We start from the raw sequence: 21,483 nt of genomic DNA on the forward strand, positions 1-21,483 counted from the left end.
CTTATGCACTTCCTTTGAGAGTATCAAGAGAGAGAATGTAGAAAATGAAATTCACTGGTGAGATCACCGTACCTTCGAGCGATCGAAAATACCAAGTGTCGCCATCAACTTCGACAACGAAATCTTTTTGGAAAGCATCAACACCGAGAGCAGAGGAGCCTACCAAATAACCTTTTTCAACAAAGGACTGAAGTCTCTGTTCCACATATCCCTTTACGTCTGCAACTGTCACACCTTGGACTTTTGCATTTTCATCCACCGTTGAACGACCGATAAATCGAGAATTAAATCCTTCCCTGAGTTCACGAACCATAGTTAGGGCAACGGCAACACTGTTCTTTTCGTTGAGTATGATATTGTCTTTTCGTTCGGTTGTGATGGATCTTTCGATCACCCATGCACCTGTGACAGGATTCTTAGTTAAAACCAAAGCACCATCACGGATAGAAGCATCGCGAACAGAATCGATCAGGTTTTCAGCGCTTTTGAGGATATTGAGTGCTTTCCAGGTTGGGGAATGTCGAGGAGAGTTTGCAGCAGAAATTGCATTATCTAAAACAGAAAGCATATAACCAGGATAAGTTTTTTGATTACCATCAAGACCAAAGTAAACAAATTTCTCTAGTCCGTAGTTCATCCAATAGACACCTAAAGTGCGGGCTTCCTCACGCCTTGCATCAACAGATAACGACAAATCTCCACCACATCCACCAATCGTTTCCTTCCCCCCATCCGGAGAAATCATATCAAAGCAAGCGGTTTTAAAATGCACTTTGTCAGATAAGGAGGATGCGAGAATATTACGATACATTGCAGGAATTTTCTTTGCAAATGTAATCGCATCTTTAACAGCAGTAACTCCTTCCGTACCTGTTGTACCACCAATAGTTAGGTAGGTGAATATTGTATTGTTTGCAAAAGGTTTTTTAACGGTCGCTGCCGTTGTAAATACTGCAAATCCTGTAGATTCAATCCAATTCTTCTCAGCAAACAAATCAGCATAGACAGTCGCAATAGCAGGACTTTTTACTGAAATTGCATCCTCAGTTTCAACATGATCCAAATTGGACATCAAAAATGTTGCATTGGACATCATTGACGCAGTGTAAAATGGGATAGAATTGATATAATCCACAGCTTCAATAGCTGTAGGATAATCAGCAAATGGAACAGAAAGTGAAAGTGATCCATCATTTTGACCTGCCAAAGTAACAATTAAAGCGGTTCCATTAACGGAAAGAATCGCAGAAGTCGCATCTCCGGAATAAGATATAGTTAAAACTTTTTGTTCAAGAGCAGGGGAGGTAAGAATACCTTCGTTATCACCAATCTCAATTTGTTTAGTCGCTACCGTTTTACGGAATCGAACTTTTTTACCTTTCGGCCCAGGGATAGGGAAGGTAAGAGTATGAGATTGTCCTGATTTTAATGATGGAATGGATGCACTTGCAGCCACATTTGCTCTTGTATTGAGTGCTATGAATCTTTGTGGTCCAGGCGCAAAATCATCTTCGCTAGATGGAGTATCTGCAAGCATAATCGCTTCCAAAAGTTCGCCACCACCTAGAACTTTTTTCGCCTCATCGAACGAGTAAAAAATATAATATCTTTCGTCATCTGGTAAATTTGTATCATTACAATTTACACCATTGTCGGCTTGCCCAATAATTAATTGAGTGAATAGATCAACAGAATCGCCAGGGATTTGATCCTTAGCACGAAATTTTCCTCTCGAACCTGGTCGAACGTAAGAACGTCCCTCGAATGCTTTTCCTAAAACGCCCATTTACTTTTTCACTCCCCAAAATTCCTGAAATGCTTTCTCGTAATCATCTTTGGCCTTCAAACCGTTAAACTTTCCATGGTTCTTTACCAAAAACTCCCGGAATACTTGCGCCATAGAATAACGGGCAAGTTCAGGTTTGGACTCAATGAATTTTGCAGTTGGATCCTTTACCAATTCTTTGTTAGGTGAAGCATCCACGACTTTTGTAGCTTTTTGCTTTGTTTCGACGTTAGAATCTTGAGTCCCTTGCATGGGAAGTGACAAGGGAACTAGACTCCAAAATTATCAACTAAATTTTTGATTTGAGAGGATGAAAATTCATGTTTCTGTTTGATTTTCCTAGCTTTTCTTTACCGGGAAGAGTCCCTACTCCATCAAAGTAAACATCAGCTTTTTCAATGAGAGTTCCTTCAGTGAACCTAAACTCTCTTTTGATTTGCCTTACTGATAACATTACTTCGAAACCCCATGCACCTCTTCCGATTTGAGGTGCTTCTACGTTAAGAGCAGGTTTCCCTTCAAGACTTACTGAAGCCTTAAATTTCTTTTGTATGTTGTGTTTGAGAAAAGGAAGGACTGACATCGTCGCCTTATATAATTCTTGGGCCGTTTTCCTTCCATTGTTGCCGCTTCCTCCCCAACCAGATATGTTTACATTTGAAACGATATGTGAGGTGTAAGATTCCACTATACCAAAGTTAGTTGATTTTAGAATCTTATCAAATTGTTTGTATCCAAAATGTTCGTATTCAGAATCTTTTTTATTTTTATAGGCGATAATTTTGTTTTTTATCTGTGAATCAAAAGGGAAAATTCTGTAATTCCCAGCTAAATCATCAGAGGGTTCATCATCTGACCATTCCACCCCAACTTTTGGGAAAAATGAATCAGAATCTTTAGCCCCTTCCCCGGAAGGGACAGAAGCGATTGAATACAGTGGATGACCCGGGTGAACAATTTTATCACAAGAAATGCCCCTATCTCCCAAACCAGTCTCTAGGTAGAGTGCTTTCAACTCTTGGATGATCCGAAATTCAGGATCCAATTGCCACATTGATAATATCATTTCCGTTTTTCCTTTTGAGCCTTGATTCTATTCTCTTGAAGATCGATTATAATAGCCTCGGCAAGCGCCTTGAGAAAGGGTTCGCTTGTAAGAAGCTGATCAGCAACCTTTTGCATTTTGGCTGAAAATTTCTGTCCCTTGATTTCAGGATAAGGCTTCCATTGGGAATCCGAAGTCACCATTATCAAATTATGATTTGAACTACTGCTTCCACCTCTTTCTTGAGTTTGAGAAAATTGGAATGTTTTAGTTCCTTTCTTTTTGTCTGTTAGCTTGGTATAACTATATTTATTCCGAGTTACAAATCCGCCATTTGGTGACTCTTCCTTGTGACTCCCAATAATTTTCATGACTACGTCCGCTTGGCTTTCGTTAGATGCCATGGGAACAATTAAATATTTTTTCCCACCTTTAGATATTCTGACTTTCTTTGAATTATTCAATAGGCTTTGAACAATATCAAAAGCACCTCTACCGTTTTCGGCAATTTTATCAACATCATAGTTCCCAGATCCTTTTGAATAAAATATTTTATATCCAATGCCTTGTTGTTCGATTTGTATCTGACCTCTACTAAGATACTGAACTCCCCACCAACCTAATCCTCCTGCTTTAACCCCAAGTTTCGCTCGTTCGCCTGCCATGAAGAGCCATCGAGACTGGATTTTTTCAGCAGCTTCTCGGAGAACTGAAAAATATCGAGGGAAATTTTCAGGCCTCTTTTTGATTTGCGATAACACATTGGAAATACTCACTTTAACATACCTGATTTTTATTTTTCAGAGCTTTGAGGAAAGTTCCAATCGAGCTTTTGAAAGCGAACATATCCGGAGTTTGGGAATCTGCTTTTATTTCGCTGAATTTCTTTTTCAATGAATCTCTAAAAGCAGCGATATTATTGAGTGCATCAGATAGCCTTGCAAGTTCTGTTTCCAGTGCACTCTCACCTTTCGTTGCTATAATAGAAGCTGCTAGTTCTTTCGCTTTTCCTTCATTGAGATCCGTAATTGTATCACCAAGGAATTTCTGAATTGGTTTTTGAATTGCTGTTAGTAAGTTTTCGAAGCCTGCTGAATTTGCCCTCGCATTGTCCTCGCCACCTGCATATTTCACAGCCTCCTGTTCTACTTCAGATCTACCGGTAGAGTCCACGTTCCCGAAGGAAAAATTCTGTGCTTTGAGACTATCAATATACGACTTAACTTGGTTAGGTGAAATTCCTTTGCCTTTGTTTTGATTGTACCATGAGAACGCCTTTCTTTGGATAGTAGGTGAGGGATTCCCTCCTTCATCGATCCCGTTTTTTGCGATAACGATTGCCAATGACTCAGGAATCGATTCCCTTTTCTCTTTGGATCCATCGTTTGCTTTATCTGATGTACGGATGTTCTTTTTCGCATCGGTTCGGAGAAGGTCTTGAAGTTCTGGAATTAAATTGTTGAGTGCAATGGTTCCCTTGACATATTCCGTAGACTCTCCTGTTCTTTCTGAAATTTCCTGTACGGACTTACCTTGCTCGATAAGTTTCGCGTAGGCTTTTGCATCATCCAACCGTTCCACTTCACGCTTGTTTTTGTTCGCTGAGACCTGCGCGAGTAAACGATCAGATTCAGAATTGTATTTTTCCTCAATTACATAGATTGGGGTATCTTTTGGAAGTTTTGCTTCCGAAATAAGTTCTTTTACGGCTGTGAAACGATGATGTCCATCGACTACTGTCAGTTTACCGTTTTTATCTCTATCAACTTTAATTGGAGAACCAGGATCGAAACCTTTGGCAAGAATTGAAGATTTGATTCCTTCTATAACTTTTCGATTATAATTTTTCTCGTCAGTGTATTGCTCAATTGTAGAGATATCTGAAGCAGGAACTTCTTTTAATTTATTTGAAGTCTTCCCGGACACAGATTGTCGATAGACATGTTTGTCTCCAGAAATGCGAAGTGCTTGCGATCTTATCTTAGGGCTTTTTTTTTTAATTTCAGAAATTGCTTTTATTGCACCATCTTTCTTAGCATTATCATTCCCTTTCATTGCTTTGGAACGTGCATCAGGATCGAGTGCTTGTTTTTCTTTGACGTAATTCGAAATTGCTTTCTTGTCTACGTTCCCTTTAGCATCAACTGGAAATGTGTCAGGTGCATCTACCTTGTATAATGCTTCAAATGCGACTTTCTCTAGATCGCTAAGTGTTTTGAAACCATCACGCACCTGTTTTTCTTTCATTGCTGATCTTAATTCAGAACGGGCTTTTTCAATTTCCGTCCTAAACTCATCCTCACTGAGGCTTTTATCCTTCCGAATGGTATCAATTTTATTCCAGGATTGAGCGATTTTAGCTTCAATCGGGTCCTGCTCGTTGACTAATTTGGATAGTTCCTTAGTATCAGTTTGGGATTTAGGTAAGCTGGAATTCTTTTTCAAACTATCCAGCAATTTACCCAATTCATCTTTTTTGGATTTTGGGATTTCGCTCCAATTGGAAATACCTTGCTCTCCGAGACTTTCAATAGAGTGCTTTGCCTGTGACAAAACTTGTTTTGGATCTTTTTCGGAATAAAATTTTTCAGCTCCTGATCCTTGAGACCAAATCCATTTATCTTCCGTAGGTTTATAAAAAAAACTCACTTCCTTCCCACTTTGTGAAAGGTATTTGTATTTTGTTGCGTTTTTTACTTCTGAAGTTTGCTCTTTGGTGAATCCAAGTTTCTCCAAATTATTTACAATTTCTTGAGAGGATCCCTCCCCATGTTTCTCATTTGAATCAGTATACTTACTTGCTATGAATTGCATGAGCTTCAGATTCCATTTTTTCCCATCCTGAAATTTATCTGCCTGCTCTTTGACCTTTTCCTTTGGAGTTTTTTCCTGTTTCTCTTTGGTGACGACATCGATGTCGTCACCAATCTCTTCTTTTGGTTCAGCAGTTTCTTTTGTAGGCTCGGTTTTTTTTGCCTTAAATTTTGTATCCCATTTGGTTTTGTTTGCTAAATATTCTGCTAGGTGAGAGGAGAAATCCTGTTTTGAGACGGGTCCAACTTCCTTAGTTATTGCATCCAAGTTCTCTTTGTATTCCGATTCAATCTTTGCATTGATTTCCGTCGGCTTGACTCCGAAAAAACTTGCAACCTTGCTCCAAATAGAAGGCTCTTTCTGGCCTTCCTTTTTCGGTACTTGTTTTTTGTGATCTCGATCATACGCTTCTTTTGTGTACCAATAACGATAACCACCTTTCGCCTTTGGTTCTCGCTTGTAGTATTTTACATTCGTTCCTTGTGAGCCTTTGCTCCCTTTAAGGAAATTTAATATGATTGCAAGATTTTGATTCATGGGGAAGGACAAAGGAATGGATCCCAATGAAAGTCAATTCTTTTCAGGATAGACCATAGCGGAAATAGTTCGCTATGGTCATTGGCCAGGCAATTCCGCGCCATGCCTTACAAGAGAAGCAATGTCATCCCTAGTCATAGATTTATCACTTTGTAAGAGTTGAGCGACTCGGTAAATCGTTCCCTTGACTTCTAATTTTCGAAGTGCATTGGCGTTTCCTTGCTTCTCTGCCATCGCTATTTGAACATCAATTAGAGAAACGTTTTTCTGTAGCTTCTTAGAATCGAGAAGGGAAGCATCCCTTACATTTTCAAAAATTTGTGAATCTGTTAAGGTTTCGGGTTTATTGATTTTCCCAAGTCGTTCCGAATCGGATTTGAACTCCCGCATTACTTCATGATAAATATCATCTCTTTCTTTCTTGAGTTCGCTACTAAGATGGCCGAGTTTAATATGTTTTTTCCTGTTTTCCTTTAGTGCAAACAAATACTTTTTGTTTTTAAGTTTGTTTGCATAAACCATAATCGCTTCTGTTGCAAGATTTTTGTTCTCTAAGTCATCCACTCTTTTCTGTTCTTTCGAAGTGAGTTTAAGTTTGGCTTCCGATTTTATTTTTTTAACTGCTCCTTTAAGTTGACCTTTGGATGACATTAGGTTATTCAATTTTTCAGAAGCTTGGATTTTGGCTTCACCGGTTTTATTTGAACTACTCTGATTGGTTTTGATTAAATTGATGGATTTGATTGCATCGGGAATTTTCCCTTGTTTTAATGTATTTGCGGTCTTCTCCAACTGATTACCAATTTTCTCTCCTTTCTTAATCCCTTTAGAAAGAGAATCTATAGCACTCGCTCTTTCCTTATATTTTGGATATTTTTCAAGAAGTGCGGGGTATTCTCGTAATACTTTTACAGGAATTTTAATTCCATTTTGCATGGCTTTTTCGGTAGCTTGCGAATGTTCTTCTTTGGACATACCTGCTTTTTTTGAAGTTGTTTGATGTGCAGCCTTGTTCTCGCTCTCACCAATCATTCGCCATCCATTTGATTCTTTCCGATATTTATTCCCATCAGACCATGTTCTAATTTCCCCAACCTGAGCGAGTTTTCCTTTATTGAAGGGGAGCAATTTATCAATGAAATGCTTTTTACTTGATTTTGCAAAAGCTAGATCTGCGGCCAAAAATAGAAAAATACTTCCTGAAGGGAGCATAACTTTTAGATGACCATCAATCTTATCCAAAACTTTCGCTAGGTGGCCTCGATTTACGCGTCCATCTATTGGTCTCTCAATCCTAACGATATCACCTGGTTCGGCATTTTTAATATCAAATGCCTCGTTTCTCTTCTCTGGCTTCATTTTAGAAATTCTCTGTTTGTTTCTCTCTTTCGCAAGTTGCTCGAACTCCTTCCATCTTTCAAGTGCCTCAACAGCTTTCTGTTCGTAAGTTTTATTTTGACCAGAATTTGAATCTACATTTGATTTTCGTTTATCATTTGAGTCTTGAGAAGGAGTACTGGTCTGCTTGTTACTGGAGACTTCTACCCATCCATTGTCGGTTTTACGATGCTGCTTCCCATCGGACCAAGTACGAGTTTCACCTACTTGGGCTTTATTACTTTTTACGAAAAAGTTTTTTAAAGAGGATTTAATAATCACTGCTTTTGCTTTCTTGGTGGTATCAGCTTTCTCTAACCATGTTCTAAATTGATCCAAAGTCATGGACTGGATATCGCCTAATCCTTTCCAACCAGGAGTATAGTTTGCTAAATATCCTTCTTTTGCTTCTTCCAAAGAATCGAATCCAAGCATGACTTTATGCTCATCGAAAATTCCGGATGAAGGCTTGATTTGATTGATTATGAAAACTAGTTCCGATTTTATGTTTGGACCAATAAAGCAATCGATATGATCACCGTCTTTTCCAAGAGTCCTTTTGAAATAGCCATAATGGTGAACCATTTTATTTTTCCATTCTTTGCCATTGGAATCTTTTCCACATCTATACGTTCCCTTGGGATTTTCGATGGAAATATCGAATCCTTGAACTTTGACGTGGGCTTTTTTATAGTTCCCTGCTTGTTTTTGAGAATGAGTAGGATTGGAATTATAATCTTCTTTTGAAATTTTAAGATGAGATTTTTGGAAAAATTTTCCCTTGAGAGATTTTATATATTCTTTGAAGTTTTTGCCTCGGATAGATTTGGAAAAAGGATCTTTCTGAAGCGCTGCTCCCCCAGTCAAATTTCCTATGTCTGTATTAACTTGGCTATTTGCAGTGAGCATTTTATATTGCAAAGGCAGGATGTTAAGTCCTGCCTTATAATTTCAAACCTATACGAGTGTAGTAGGTAAGTTCTTAATTAAATAGAATCTCTTTGGTTGTAAAACCGCAAGACCACCATACCATTCGACCATACCCGCTAGTTTTCTTTGATAAACTGCGTTCGGTGAGAACTTGGTTTGTAACAAAGGCAACATACGCAACATTTGGTAGGTTCGCTTCTGGTCGAGAGCAGATCTTGAATTGAAATCACCCACAACACCTTCTGTGCAACCTGGGCGCCAAGCATTGAGATCAACATACACAGTGGTAGGGTTTGCAGATTTCACGATTCTTTCTGTCAATCGGAAGTCTCCAGAACCAGGTGATGTCTCACGGAAAATTTGGAAATAAGTAGCCGCATACCCACTTCCAGCAGGTGTAATTGTTACTGTGATTGATTTACCTGCGCTCATTGCACCAGAAGTTACAATCGCACTTGGAGCAGAACGTCCAGATTTGTTACAAGCAACCACTCGATAACTTACTCCAGCATCAACACCAGAAGAATTTTTGGTATCTTTCGGAAGCCACTCAGAACCCAAAACTGGGCCACCGGATACTGCTAACGCAATGCTCGGTGCATCAGGAGCTAGAGAATTTGTTTTCCCAGATACTTTGTTACCATTGGCATCTCTATAAGTTGGCAATTCAACTAGATGACGGTTCATCCAAAGATCAGTTTTAAATTCCAGCCTCTTATCTTTAAGTGGAGCACCAACTAAACCTGGGATATTGTATCCAATGTCTGCCATAGATCCGTTATTCGGTTGGGTAAAAAATTCTTTGGATTCAGTGTAGTATGTATCCAATACGTTTTTAACACCATCATGGAGCCAAAATTCGTTTACCATACCAAAGTTTGTTCTGATATTCACTGCTAATTCTTTAATGATTTTAATTTCCGGAAAACCACCGCGAGCATCATAAACTTGTCCAGCATTCTTAAGTTCAGTTACAAAACCATCGAATTCAAGTGGATTGATAGCCTTCTCAGCATACCATGCACCATAAGCAAGAGTTTGCATAATTCGGTTAATCGCACCTTGAACTTGGATCGCTTCTGGATCATAAGAACCTGTGTCTTGGATATCCAAAACCTTAGATACTGCATATCCTTCCGCGAGGAAAGAAACCGTTTTTGAGATTCTCTTGATGGAAACATCTTTGAATTCTGCGTCGTCAACTTCACCTACGAAAGAGAAATCGCCATTGCCACCCCAATCGAGAATTTGACCAAACACGTTTAGAGTCGATTTGGTATCTCGATAGAACATAGTATTCAAGAAGTTATATTCGTCTGAATCCTGTGCTAAGAGAACCATCTCTTCGTCCAAATTGTGCATAGTTGTCGCAGCACCATTTGTGAGAGCAGTAACGTCGGTAATACCGTCGCTATTTGCGTTAAATGACTTCATGAAGTTTCTGATTTCTTCTAGCGAACCGAATGATGGGGTTAATAACCCGAGCATAACAGTCTCAGTGCCTCCAAGATGGAGGAGGCCAATGCAGAAGAGAATTGTTGAAACAACACCAATCAAAGTGAATTTTAAGTTGAGTTTCATTAGTTTCCCCCTTTGGATGAACTTTTTAAAAATTCCACAACAGCTTCAGTTTGACGTCCGGACGATTTGAACGTCTGCAAGTCACCGAGAGCTAATTTTTTATCCTGGACACCTTTGGAAATAAGCTGGATAATTTCAGCTCTTCCATATTGTGCAGGGATCCCGGAAGTATCAAGAACCGGTTTCTTTGAATCTACCGGTTGTTTTAATACTTTCCCGAGTTCTGATTTTAAGAATGCGATTTCCTTTTTGATTTCTTGGTTTTCTTTTGCGAATACAGCATTCTCTTCAATTAAGGAAGCGATCGCCATTTCATGCGTTTCTGCGCTTTTAACAGCCATTGCTGTTGATTTTGCAAAAGCCACAAAGTCTGGGTCCATCGCCTTGTTCCCACCTTTCTGGATATCACTTTCTGGATCTGAGCCAGGTGCTGGTTCTTCACCACCTTCATCACTCAACCCTTCAGAGATAATTCCCCAAATTTCCGCGCTGTCTTCTTCAGAAATTCCATTCGTTTTACAGTAAGCCTTGATAGCCGATTCTTCGACTGCAACCTCACCTGATTCAATCGCTGACTTCAATTTATCTAAAAATTCATCAGAGATACCTTCTCCTGCTCCTGTTCCACCATCGTCAGCACTAGGAGGTGGCGGTGTATCCTCTGCTCCTGTACTGGATTTGGTAAACGAGGAGACAAGTCCCATAAACTGTTTCTGCCAATCCTTATTCATTTCAGACCTCCATAGCCTGTAGTAGTTTAATTGCGTATTGTTTTGCCTTCTCTACCGATAGACCATGATTTTTAACAAATTCAAAAATCGCTTGGTAATCCTTTGGGAGAAGACCAGAATCGATTGCACCAACTAGTCTGTTTGCAACCCACTGATTGTAATCAGGAGAAGAAGAAATGAATTCTAACACTGAACCGACTGGATCAATATTAAACTTGGTTGGTACTGGCTCATCTTCTTCCTTCCATCCGAGTTCAGATGCGAGATGAGACTTTAAGAGTAATGCTTGGGTTTCATCATTGATTGCCTCACCTGGAGGGCAAATGGCTATATGAGTTAGCCTTGCACGATCCCAAGTCTTTTCTCCATATTTGGAAATTGTTTCTGGACTTGGACGGTATGCTCCACCAGCTGCAGAAACTTCCAATCCAGAAAATCCAGCTTTGAGTAAAGGAACAAATGGTTTGATGTATTTATTTTCTGCATTAATTCGAGCTTCGCAATATAATCCATCATCACCAAGAAACAGGCCTCGCCCACTTGGAACACCAAGGATTGCTTCTGCGCTAACCAATTCATTATCAGCTTTTTCTTTGGGATTATTTGACTTTGCGAATTTAGATGTTTGAGATAAGTGATTCCAATCGATCACACCTTTCTTTTGGAAGTATTCAACATCCTCTTTGTGGGTCCATGCTCCTTTCAGGAACATATCACCTTCTTTGTCACGCTTCTCTGTCGATACTTTAAGAAGCATGTTTATGAACTTACCTTCAATTTCGGCTTGTTCAACGGTTGCAGATTTTAAAAAACAATACGGTTTATTCTGTTGCACTGACAGTCCTCTTTACTAGAATTTTTGCAGTACCTTGTGCTCGAATTTGTATCTCTGGAGAATTTGGTTTGTATCCTTCGAGAATCACTGAATAGGCTTCAAACCAATTCCCAGAATCGAATCTGAATTGGAATTTTGCTCTATCACCTGCCTTGATTCCGTTTGGGAAGTCATTTTCGGCATACTCTGCTTTCAATACAATGCATGTAGTATTTGGATAAGATTCGAGCGAGACTGCAATTGGAGTAACCATGGTATCGGAAACTGAATTTTCTATAATGATAGCCTCACTAAGCGCACCTTTGGTGAATTCGTTTTGAGTTATCATTTCTGGCAATACTACTTGTACACCTGAATCCTCTACCAATGCGACTTGTGATTTAATTTGGATTGCAGCCATTTAAAATACTTTACCTGCAGGAATAAAAAATCCAGATACTTCCGTAACTCCCGTGAATTTCAAATTCTCACCTACGAATGCTTTCGGAAAAAACGTTTGGATCCCACTACCATTTCGGGTATAGACCTCACCATCAGCAGATGAATTGGTATATTCACAGGTCCAAGCACCACCAGAGCGCACTTCAGTGATTACATAGATTTTTTGCTGATCATTCAAATTTACAACATTGGCATCGTGGAGCTCCGTAAAATGATTTGCATACGGAGCTCTTGCAATATCCTGCGCTGCTAGAAATTTTCTCACGTTATTTTGCCACCGTAAGAACGATTGTGTTCGTAGTTGACCAATCGACTGAGCCAGAGTTGTCAATCGTGAGTCTATTCCCAGTAATTGTTACTGCACCGTCCCAGGCGAAAGGAACACCTGGAGTCGCTGTTGCAACGACTCGAATGTCGGCCAATGTAGGAGGGAAATCGAAATAGAAATGCATTACACCTAAAGCGACTTCAACCGCAGTAGGAACGCGCCGGATCACTGAATATGCCTGACTTCCTGGCTCACGTCCATTGAGTAATGTTGCAGCGGCCCATCCGTTATTTGCTCCCAAGAGAGTTTCTGTAGTGGGAGTAGTCTTGTTACCAGGTACTTTGTGGTATACAAACATTTCATTGGCAGAAATTTTAATGGCCGTAACTTCAGAAATTGGATCTGAATTTATAACATCAACAAGTGCAGCAATTGCATTCCCAGGTGTATCATCCGCATGACCTTTTACAGCTATGTTCCCAGACACAACTCCGTCAGCAGCACGATCAAATTCATATGTTCTTGCACCAATTCCAACGGTTTCCGCATCAGCGACATTAGCCGCGACTCGCAACGTATTACATGCGCGAATACCAGGATCATTTGTTAGGTCGACAAACTTGAGGCCGTTCCAATAAAACTTTCTACCTGTATCACTTTCTCGAACATAGAAAGGTTTAGATCCAATTTTGACCGACAAAGAGGACTTCTCGATAGAGGTGACAACTAGTTCTTTACTAGCATCTCCTTGAGCTTGGTTGATTTTCTGATCTATATTTGCTAACATTTTACCTCGCATAAGCGGAGCAGGTATTTGATTAGGGAGTGACAAGGGACGAATTACCTGCAATTTGCAAGAAAAAAATGAAAGGCTTGAATGTTTTTTTATGTCTCGTATTATCGGATTATTGTGGCACAAGAAGAAGAGAGTTTTGATCCAAATATTCCAACGGCGGAATTCATTATAATTCACGCATCAATCGATAGATTACTTGAATTGTTTTCTCAAGGGAAGATAAGAATTTTTTTATCAGAAGTGAGAACGCTTAGAGATATCCGAACTAAATCAATCTATCTAACACATGCTCAAAAGAAACTTACAATGGGTATTATCAACGGTATCTATACAAGACACCGCGATATTTATAAAATTCTTACGCCTGCTTCAAGGGCGAAACCTATCGAACCGAATCCCGACTTACTGCGCTTGCAGTTGGCTCAGGCAAATTCAGACCTTCTCGATAATTTGAGACAATTAACCGCTTCATAGAATCGATATAATCTGGATCTTTTCCCAAAAGGAATGTTTTACACATTAACAGCCATCGCCTTTTCCAGAAAAAATTTGCGAGGCCAATTCTTGTTCCCATTGAGTAAATATCAATTTTCGGAGGAACATTCGAAACATGAGTAACAGAATATCCCGCAAATGCCTGGATAAACTGAGAAAGAAACTGTAAAAAATCAGAAAGCCTCGGCTTCTTTCTTAGATTTGCTTTCACAGATAATTTGAACAATGCAAGTACAACCCATCGATGGATAGGATTCATGTAATGAAGATAGAATCTATGCGTAAATGTGAGTAACTCTACTCGCTCTTTCCCTATAACTTGTTTGGCTCTTTTTTGTTGAAATTTATTACTCACGTTCCGGATCCTTATCTTAAAATTTTCACAAGAGAAGGGTTTGCACCTTCATCCCGATTACACAGCTTACATCTCTCAGTCAGCCTTCGCTCGGAGTCATGGGGGAGAGTCTTTCGGCGCCCACCGCGTCTGTATTTTCCGCCATCTTGTGCCAGGAACCACTCGCCACCCATACCCATGAGAAAACTATTCAGTTTCCTTGTAGTCCAAAGCCTTGTCCGTTCCTAAATCCCAGTGTGAGATTTAGGTATCCAACTGCAATAACTAAAGTATTGCGACTCTCATGGACCTGTATCGACTCATGTTTTTTTCGTACCATGCCTTGAGATAGTTAGTCAATTCTAAGATTCGGGCTCCATACATCGAGCTCGTCGCAGACTGAGTTGTGCTGACAGATTCATGTAGAACACCAACCCCAACCGAAAAACTTGCAACGGCGGCAGCGCGTCCATCTCCGTATATCGACATTACTTTAATGGCTGTTATAAGACCAATAACCTCTCTTAATTCCGCTGGAACTCGATACGCAGAATCATATCCAGAGATAAAATCAATATAGTGAGTAGTTGGAATTTTCGTTGGGCTCATCCCTTGAAAAACTCTTTGCGATCGAAGCGCTGCGTTACCAGAAAAGGAGACATTAGATCCAAGAATCCCGATAGAACGTAAAATTCCTTGGTCATATACTATTCTCGCTCTCTTTTGGAAATCAACGATTGTGGTTGTCGGTTCATTGTTCATGTCCCGGCCAATTGGATTAACGAACTGCCAAGTAATTAGTCTTTGAAGTGGTTTTTTTCGCAATTCTACAAAGAAATTATTACCAAGATCGGAATTCTGATAATCGTGAGCATCATACCACTTTGCATGAGGCTCGATTAACCTTGAAAGGTTCCCTTTTGGTCTATGCCTATAGATTGTCGGATAGATTTCGTGCTCCAACTCCTCAGAAATCGCAAGTGTAACCTGATCTACGAATCCTTTTAAATTTTCGTCTGTGATATATGATCCATCAACCGTCACCAATCGACCGTTACCCGACATCAAAGAATATCGTATTTCATCGGGAGTTACAATTGCTCCCCACCCACCGGTCTTAGGAATCGATGGATCGATTTCACCTGGGTTTTCAGTAGCATACAGCCTTTCCAAAAGGTGCCTGTTTGCATTTTCGTCGGGATTTTGGAATAGAAAACCTTTAAACGGTCGCACCATATTTTTTACCTTTAATGAAACCTAAGATGATATTTGAGCAGAGTTTGACATGGGAAGTGACAAGGGCATCCCCCAGGCGAGAATTCAAGCTTTTTTCGGTTTCAGTCAGTCGCCACCGAACGATAAATTGATTCGCGGAAGATTCTACCAAGATCAAGCCTTGTCTGATTAATCCTCCCAATAAATTTTCTCGGTTGGATACGTTCTGCCAGAGCTGAGGCCGTTGTATCTGGCATAATCGTATATCTAGGATTATATTGGTACACACAAACTATTCTTTCTGGAAGAGTACCAGCATTGATGCGAGCATATCTACTGTCTTCTATCCAAAAGTCTTCATACTCGATAGAATCGGTATAGACGGCCACAATCTCTCTGAGTGGGCTGTATTTGACAGGGTAACGTCCTTCTTTATCTTTTTCCAAGATTTCTTTCTCTGTTCGAAGCGTACGAAGTGGAATCAGTATATCATCTTTTGAAATGTTTAATCCGGAACCAACAACGATATCAATATCACCTGACTGGACATCTATCATTTTCTCTGCTAATCGAGCATCTTTGGTATCGATAGTTTTATAACCAATTTTAATTGGAGAAAATGTGACGTAGCTTAATAAATATCTTCGGCTTGCCTCTGCCACTGTCTCACATGAGATTTTGGTAAAATCATATTTAAATCCAATCTCATCATAACCTGATTTGTCGAGACGTTCTCTCCAAACAGAATCGACCATTACGATGATATCATCCTGGACAGGATGGAGTAAAAAACCGTCCTCTTCTTGTATAAATGAAACATTTTCAAATTTTGTAAATGATTCGATATCATAATCGCAATCCAATTGATAATATTCCTGGAATTCAATATTTGGTTTTAGCTTAATTCTATTGTGCTCAAAACTCTCAATTGAGAGATTAAAATTCCCTCCGAAATCTTCATTCCGAAACACTTTCAGAGATCTGATTTTGGATATTGGTCCGTATTTCGTTTGAACAACATTGTCATCATAAAACATCGGATTTAAAGTTTCCGTTGGCATCCTTCGATAACGTTCGATTCGATACAGTTGAGAATCACTTCCAGGAATCGCCATTTTTGTTTCGTCTAGATCTCCTATATTAGGAATTGCGCGGATCCAAATTGCAGGCTCGCCTTGCCTACTGATGAGATCATCTGGAGGATTAGGATTAAATACTGAAGGTGCAGGGGTAACTCCAAATGGATTCCCGCCACCAGAAAGATATTGCTTTGCCATTAGTTATATTTCCCACCATTCCGCTCGATTACCTCTTTTGCGGATTCTATTACTGCGAGTTTTTGTTCCTGATTAAATGTTGATCCAGATACATCGAGATAGATTTCTTCTCCGGCTTTCCTCACAGAGAGCAGAACTATTCCGAGAGTTTCAAACTCATCCGTGTCCATTTCATTTCTGTATTTAGATACTGCACTTTTAGGATCTAAAAATTCTGTCATCTCAGAGAAGGCCATTGCATCGAGAACGACTTCTCTACCAGAACGTTGTGGAGGAGTGGATTTGATATAACTATCAACTCGATCCAAAATATCTTTGAGCATGAGCCAATACTTCTTTTCCCAAGGATCCTCGATCGGTGTAATATCGTGCCATGTTGCGTGACGCTTATTTGCGTCTTCAAACTTTTTTATAATAACACGTCTAAGAAATTCTAAATGGTCTTTATAATGATCTTTCATTACATCACTCTTTGCCCTTTTCGGAATACTCCATAATCGATTCCCAATTCACTCATCGCGCGGATCCTTCCAGCATTGAACGCCATACTTGCTTCTGTCCAGGCAAATCGTCGAAAATTTCTATTCAATCGCAATTGCAGTAATTCGGATTCTTTACCATTGAGTAATTCAAGATAAGTTTCCGATGAAATCGTACCATTTTCAACGAGATCCAATAGATCCGGATAAGCAAAATCACTTTGCATTTGTTCAAGTGTCTTCCCTTCCTGAATTGCCGTAACGATCATATCTCGCCACATTTGTGTTAGATACTCATAAGGCTTTCCACCTCTGACAGGTTGACCATCTTCGCCATAGATTATTTCACCCTGGTCATCTCGTTTGTAAATCGCTAGCCATTCCGCTCCATGTTCCTTTGCGTATTCTGTTGCGAGCCTTGATACTTCTTTTTTCGAAACTATTTTTCCTTTCTCAAAAACTTCGTCGATGCCAAACCCAAGTTTATACTTAAGTGCTTTGTCATAATCTTGGATCCCCATTTCAGTAACAGTTTCCAATGGAAGTTTCAGCTCACCGGTTAGATAACCTGAAAGGTATCCGAGCAATGTTCCAGTTTCACCGATTTCTTTGAAAGTAGGATTCCAATCTTTTTCTAAATAATCAAACAACCATTCATCGAAGTCCTGATCGGGAGGATCCGGCAAATCATCAAGAACAGTATCCTTCCCAATATTTATAATAGCCGGCCGTATCTTTCTTGGAAATTGTTTTGCTGTAATAGAAGGAAATATTTTGGAAAAAAGATTCTTCCCCCATTTCAATACACCTTTTTTGAAATATAGTTTCGATGCGTACATAGTAGGGGAATCAGGTCCAAGCACGACATATTCTATCCACTTGAGCCGATCCCCAACAATTAACTGAAATTCCCTTCCTGCTTTGCTTCGCAAAAAGGGGGACTCTTTACCCCAATCGTTTTGCAAATTGATCTAACTGCTGTGAGTATAAAGACAACTTTGTAGCATTTGGCAATCCACTAGAAACAACACCTTCAAATTCGGAAACAAGTGTCAGATAGTCTTGAGTAGCTGCGAGTTCTACAATTCTATTTGATAATTGGCCGAGAGCCTCAGTTGCATCGGGATTCACACTTCTCACTTTATCCAAAATCGCGCTAATAATCATAGAAACGATTATCGGCTGTGTCTGGTTAGGAGTAGCAAGAAGATCGGAAATCGTGTACCCCAAAACCGTTTTCTCTTGCTCACTTAGGTGATCAATTTCCCCTTGAATGTAGCCAATCCCTTGATCTTCCGATCCTTGAGTTTCTTCTTCTACTTCAGGAGGTGGATTCATTGCTTCCGCTTCATTCGAATCAGAAGGATTTTCCTGATCGAATTCGGGAAGAGTCGCCCCCGTTCCATCCCCAGAAACAATATCTCCGCCTTCTACCAAGACCGATTGTTCGTTCTCAGTGTTTTCAATTACTTCCTCAGTGATTGTCTCCGGTGTTTCTACAACGGCCACTTGGTCTGTTGTTTCGTTTTTATTTTCCATGTTTTGTCCTTCTAAATTTTTAAATTAACTATGCATTCGGTAGAAAGTCCTCTTCACCCCAAGGCAATTCTCCTTGGTTACCGGTTGCAACAGGAGATTGCTCTTCCTCACCACCGCCTTGAGCCTGTTCCTCGTCTGCAAAGACTTTTCCAAACTCCTGACTGAAATATTGATTTCCACGTAAGAGGCCGAGACGGGCCATTTTCTTTCCCTGCTCTACAGTTATGATTCCGCGAGCTACATAATCTTCCGCTTCCTCTTTCATGGTAGGTAAATCATTTGCTTTCCGTATTTCATCTAATGACCGACTAACTTTGAATTGTTTGTCTTCGAGATCTGCTTTTTTGTCCTCTTGCTCTGTTTTCACTCCGATGAAATTCAATGCGATTGGGCTTTCGTCTCTCGGATCGAAAACTTCATTGAGACAATCTTGATGAAAACTCATGATAGATCCATGAGCTCGGTCTCTTGAAAAATGCTGTCTTCCATCCATAGAAGGCTCTGCGAGTGATTGCGATTGATTGAGTCTAAGTCCGAGCTGCGCAGGATCAATTCCGTGTCTTGCAATAATAAATGAAGAAACCATTTGGAGCATTTTATCGAATTCGAAATCATCCGACACATCCAAGTTATGTACCTGGATTTCTCCAGCACCAAACATCATTGGGATTTTGAATCCTTCTCTCGGTCCATAAAAAGCGTTTTCCCAAATGAGCTCGATGCGCTCTTGGTCTCCTTTCGGAATTGCGTTTTTTGAAGAAATAATGGCCTTTGGTGGATTCCTAGAATTGAATCTGTCTGCGTTATGTTTTATGGTAAAAAGTAGGGACATGATCTCAACCAAACAAGATTCGATAGGCGAATATCCAAACCCACGCATTCGAATATCGGAAAGGTTATTCTTATGACGGTAAACAATTCGTCCTGCTTCATAAGTCTCTGTTACAGTGTTGTGCACCATCTGAACGTGAGTGATATTTTTATCGCCTTTGTATCCTTTTCTTGGATCTACACGGAAAATAGTCGCGGGATCCAGATAACGAACGTCACAGATCTCTCCTGCTCGATTAAAGGTTCTCAAATATGCCACGGCATCTATTGCAAGAGTGTCCCTAGTCGCCATTTCAAGGACTTCCCCAAGTCGTTCACGTTCTCGCCAATCTGCCTGAGATTTATCTCCCATTAGGAAAACACGATTTGCGAAACTGGCCATCTCTTGCCTTTGCAAATCTGTTGCGGATATGTCCTTTTGCTTTAGTTTGAATTCAAAGCCTGGATCTTCTCCAATTTTGGCATACATTGAAACATCATCGGCCATGATTTGGTGAATTGCTCCGATGAGAGAAGAAGCATAGGAAATGTTTCTGAGGTCCTCTAATGGGATACGATAGATAGGCCTAACACGAATCCCTTGCTGGACAGGGACCACCATATCATCTGAATAAATTGGATTCTTCTTGTCCTTTGCAGTTTCCAGCAAATTAAACATTCGATTATTTAATTCAACTGCTTGCTTTACTGTTGATTTTGCAGGTGAGTAAAAAGAGGATTTTCTAAATTCCTCCACAGTCATAGTCCTTGGATCGGAAGAGGGATCTTCGACTGCTTTAGCCTTACCTTGAACAACCTTCTCTCTTAACTCTGGTGGAGTTCGATAGAATAGATTCTTCTCATAATTTTTCCCACGTGGTCTCGGCATGGGAAGTGACAAGAAATATAGTTCTCAATCATTGCAATCGTTTTTTAAGGTTGAAAGTGGGGTTTTAAGGGGTTTTTAAATTCGTTTGAAAACGATTTGAAAACAAACTCTGAAAAGGTTGCTTTCTTATATTTCATCATCCAATACCCAGGAGACAATATTTTCAACTAAGGAAGACTTATCGATTCCCGGTAACATTCCTTCTTTGTTAAAGGACAAAATCAAATCCTCCATAAGAACCAAACAATTAACAATTTCCGAAGTATTTTCTTTTATTTCCCTGGCCAATTCAGCGCGAAAGTTTGCTTTATTAATGTTTTCAGGGTAACCCAAACACAAGTCATGCGCAATAAAGTTTCTCGCTTCTCTTGCTTTATCAAAACGGCCAAAAAATCCAATAAATTTATCATTTTCTGTATTTATTTTTGATAATATTTTAATACATCTATCTAAATTAATTTTATCCGCAATTTTCATTATTTGGCTATATAATTCATCTGAATTTAAATTTATATTATTAAATTCTTTAAATTTTTCTTTGAAATACTGAGGATACTTTATCACCAATGCTAATAAGAAATTCTTGCAAATTTTATCAAAGTAAGTAGCCACACAAAGCGCTTTCCCTATGATACTGAAATTTATAATGCTATATTCAGTAAGTTCTGGAGTGTAATAATTAATTCTTTTTTCCATAGACTCTCCCTTTAAGTGTTTGAATGGTCATCACTCATGAAGAGGTAGACTCTACTTCGAATACTTTTACTTTTGAAGCATTATTTCTATTTGAGATACTATGAATTATGAAACAATATGCTTCTTCCTATAATGTATATTATGTCACATTACAGATGCTAGATGGTGTATAGAAAGGCACATCGGTAACACTTTAGATCACTCACATGGGTTACACATTTGCTAGTCAATTCTATACAACAACCTCTGGTATTTCAACACTTTACTCGTATACAAATCTAAAATTCCAAGGATTGCGTTCGCAAAATAAAGACGACAATGCCTGCCAGAGACCTCTTCAAAGCCAACCAACTCTCCAATAGCAGGAGTCCCAATAAAGCTTAATTATGATAGTAAAGGTTCTAGTAAAAATACTGAAATTGCTATTAAAATAAGGATTCGGAATCGCAAGGGCACTTATTAATGTTGCATAAAAGCAGCTAGCCCAATATAATATTCTTTCGAAGAAATTAATAACATTTTGAAGATGTCAAATTTCTTAATTATAAAGGTGAAAAGAAAAGTTCCGTTTAAAAATCCTGGATGAGTGGAATTATCAAATTCTAAAT

General features: G+C 39.4%; 20 protein-coding genes and 1 pseudogene. 1 reads left to right on the forward strand and 20 read right to left on the reverse strand.

Annotated features, from left to right (window positions below; genetic code table 11):
- Position 1 precedes the first annotated feature (1 nt).
- The 12 genes from DI076_RS18355 to DI076_RS18410 form a co-directional block, all read right to left on the reverse strand.
- On the reverse strand, positions 2-1,786 hold the full coding sequence (locus DI076_RS18355; RefSeq protein WP_108961309.1) for a hypothetical protein: 1,785 nt from the start codon (positions 1,784-1,786) through the stop codon (positions 2-4).
- Positions 1,787-2,050, reverse strand: coding sequence for a hypothetical protein (locus tag DI076_RS18360; RefSeq protein WP_135358400.1), 264 nt, complete (start codon positions 2,048-2,050; stop codon positions 1,787-1,789).
- Between the two features lie 25 nt (positions 2,051-2,075).
- Positions 2,076-2,852: a hypothetical protein gene (locus DI076_RS18365; RefSeq protein ID WP_108961311.1), complete on the reverse strand. Its 777-nt coding sequence runs from the start codon at positions 2,850-2,852 to the stop codon at positions 2,076-2,078.
- On the reverse strand, positions 2,849-3,607 hold the full coding sequence (locus tag DI076_RS18370) for a hypothetical protein (protein WP_245918578.1): 759 nt from the start codon (positions 3,605-3,607) through the stop codon (positions 2,849-2,851). Before DI076_RS18370 ends, DI076_RS18365 begins: the two co-directional genes overlap by 4 nt.
- Before the next feature lies 1 nt (position 3,608).
- Positions 3,609-6,182 (reverse strand): ParB/RepB/Spo0J family partition protein, encoded by a 2,574-nt coding sequence (locus DI076_RS18375; RefSeq protein WP_135358401.1) that lies wholly within the window; start codon positions 6,180-6,182, stop codon positions 3,609-3,611.
- 78 nt (positions 6,183-6,260) lie between these two features.
- Positions 6,261-8,480: a pyrophosphatase-like OB fold-containing protein gene (locus DI076_RS18380; RefSeq protein WP_135358402.1), complete on the reverse strand. Its 2,220-nt coding sequence runs from the start codon at positions 8,478-8,480 to the stop codon at positions 6,261-6,263.
- A gap of 36 nt (positions 8,481-8,516) precedes the next feature.
- On the reverse strand, positions 8,517-10,070 hold the full coding sequence (locus DI076_RS18385; protein ID WP_245918580.1) for a hypothetical protein: 1,554 nt from the start codon (positions 10,068-10,070) through the stop codon (positions 8,517-8,519).
- Positions 10,070-10,801, reverse strand: a complete 732-nt coding sequence (locus DI076_RS18390; protein WP_108961314.1) for a hypothetical protein — start codon at positions 10,799-10,801, stop codon at positions 10,070-10,072. The genes DI076_RS18385 and DI076_RS18390 overlap by 1 nt, the downstream gene beginning before the upstream one ends.
- 1 nt (position 10,802) lies before the next feature.
- Positions 10,803-11,636: a hypothetical protein gene (locus DI076_RS18395; RefSeq protein WP_108961315.1), complete on the reverse strand. Its 834-nt coding sequence runs from the start codon at positions 11,634-11,636 to the stop codon at positions 10,803-10,805.
- Positions 11,623-12,036 carry a hypothetical protein gene (locus DI076_RS18400; protein ID WP_108961316.1) on the reverse strand — a complete coding sequence of 138 codons (414 nt, stop codon included), beginning with the start codon at positions 12,034-12,036 and terminating at the stop codon, positions 11,623-11,625. The genes DI076_RS18395 and DI076_RS18400 overlap by 14 nt, the downstream gene beginning before the upstream one ends.
- Entirely contained in the window at positions 12,037-12,342 is a 306-nt protein-coding gene (locus DI076_RS18405) for a hypothetical protein (protein ID WP_108961317.1), read from the reverse strand.
- A 1-nt stretch (position 12,343) separates the two neighbouring features.
- Positions 12,344-13,177: a hypothetical protein gene (locus DI076_RS18410; protein WP_167396558.1), complete on the reverse strand. Its 834-nt coding sequence runs from the start codon at positions 13,175-13,177 to the stop codon at positions 12,344-12,346.
- A 78-nt stretch (positions 13,178-13,255) separates the two neighbouring features.
- On the opposite strand from DI076_RS18410, the gene DI076_RS20205 reads away from it, so the two are divergent.
- Positions 13,256-13,615: a hypothetical protein gene (locus tag DI076_RS20205; protein ID WP_167396559.1), complete on the forward strand. Its 360-nt coding sequence runs from the start codon at positions 13,256-13,258 to the stop codon at positions 13,613-13,615.
- A 640-nt stretch (positions 13,616-14,255) separates the two neighbouring features.
- Here DI076_RS20205 and DI076_RS18420 read toward each other — a convergent pair.
- The 8 genes and pseudogenes from DI076_RS18420 to DI076_RS20540 all read right to left on the reverse strand — a co-directional run.
- Positions 14,256-15,206, reverse strand: a complete 951-nt coding sequence (locus tag DI076_RS18420; protein WP_108961319.1) for a hypothetical protein — start codon at positions 15,204-15,206, stop codon at positions 14,256-14,258.
- Positions 15,207-15,307: 101 nt separating this feature from the next.
- A complete protein-coding gene (locus tag DI076_RS18425) occupies positions 15,308-16,462 on the reverse strand; it encodes a hypothetical protein (RefSeq protein ID WP_108961320.1) in 1,155 nt (384 codons plus the stop codon).
- The gene (locus tag DI076_RS18430) at positions 16,462-16,923 is read right to left on the reverse strand and encodes a hypothetical protein (protein WP_108961321.1); all 462 of its coding nucleotides are present in this window, start codon (positions 16,921-16,923) and stop codon (positions 16,462-16,464) included. The genes DI076_RS18425 and DI076_RS18430 overlap by 1 nt, the downstream gene beginning before the upstream one ends.
- Positions 16,923-17,627 (reverse strand): hypothetical protein, encoded by a 705-nt coding sequence (locus tag DI076_RS18435; RefSeq protein WP_245918581.1) that lies wholly within the window; start codon positions 17,625-17,627, stop codon positions 16,923-16,925. Before DI076_RS18435 ends, DI076_RS18430 begins: the two co-directional genes overlap by 1 nt.
- Before the next feature lie 259 nt (positions 17,628-17,886).
- The gene (locus DI076_RS18440) at positions 17,887-18,480 is read right to left on the reverse strand and encodes a hypothetical protein (RefSeq protein ID WP_108961322.1); all 594 of its coding nucleotides are present in this window, start codon (positions 18,478-18,480) and stop codon (positions 17,887-17,889) included.
- A 28-nt stretch (positions 18,481-18,508) separates the two neighbouring features.
- Complete coding sequence (locus tag DI076_RS18445; RefSeq protein WP_245918582.1) at positions 18,509-20,191, reverse strand: phage portal family protein; 1,683 nt, start codon at positions 20,189-20,191, stop codon at positions 18,509-18,511.
- A 114-nt stretch (positions 20,192-20,305) separates the two neighbouring features.
- Complete coding sequence (locus tag DI076_RS18450) at positions 20,306-20,875, reverse strand: hypothetical protein (RefSeq protein ID WP_108961324.1); 570 nt, start codon at positions 20,873-20,875, stop codon at positions 20,306-20,308.
- 222 nt (positions 20,876-21,097) lie between these two features.
- A pseudogene (locus DI076_RS20540) lies at positions 21,098-21,253 on the reverse strand (IS481 family transposase); the annotation flags it as partial.
- Positions 21,254-21,483 lie beyond the last annotated feature (230 nt).

The organism is Leptospira ellinghausenii (genome assembly GCF_003114815.1).
Taxonomy (GTDB): domain Bacteria; phylum Spirochaetota; class Leptospiria; order Leptospirales; family Leptospiraceae; genus Leptospira_A; species Leptospira_A ellinghausenii.

Bases quoted from the DNA above. Each gene is read 5' to 3' on its own strand.
- DI076_RS18430 (WP_108961321.1), bottom strand. From the start codon at position 16,923: ATGAAAGATCATTATAAAGACCATTTAGAATTTCTTAGACGTGTTATT.
- DI076_RS18385 (WP_245918580.1), bottom strand. From the start codon at position 10,070: ATGAAACTCAACTTAAAATTCACTTTGATTGGTGTTGTTTCAACAATT.
- DI076_RS18450 (WP_108961324.1), bottom strand. From the start codon at position 20,875: ATGGAAAAAAGAATTAATTATTACACTCCAGAACTTACTGAATATAGC.
- DI076_RS18365 (WP_108961311.1), bottom strand. From the start codon at position 2,852: ATGATATTATCAATGTGGCAATTGGATCCTGAATTTCGGATCATCCAA.
- DI076_RS18375 (WP_135358401.1), bottom strand. From the start codon at position 6,182: ATGAATCAAAATCTTGCAATCATATTAAATTTCCTTAAAGGGAGCAAA.
- DI076_RS18390 (WP_108961314.1), bottom strand. From the start codon at position 10,801: ATGAATAAGGATTGGCAGAAACAGTTTATGGGACTTGTCTCCTCGTTT.
- DI076_RS18420 (WP_108961319.1), bottom strand. From the start codon at position 15,206: ATGGTGCGACCGTTTAAAGGTTTTCTATTCCAAAATCCCGACGAAAAT.
- DI076_RS18440 (WP_108961322.1), bottom strand. From the start codon at position 18,480: ATGGAAAATAAAAACGAAACAACAGACCAAGTGGCCGTTGTAGAAACA.
- DI076_RS18400 (WP_108961316.1), bottom strand. From the start codon at position 12,036: ATGGCTGCAATCCAAATTAAATCACAAGTCGCATTGGTAGAGGATTCA.
- DI076_RS18425 (WP_108961320.1), bottom strand. From the start codon at position 16,462: ATGGCAAAGCAATATCTTTCTGGTGGCGGGAATCCATTTGGAGTTACC.
- DI076_RS18355 (WP_108961309.1), bottom strand. From the start codon at position 1,786: ATGGGCGTTTTAGGAAAAGCATTCGAGGGACGTTCTTACGTTCGACCA.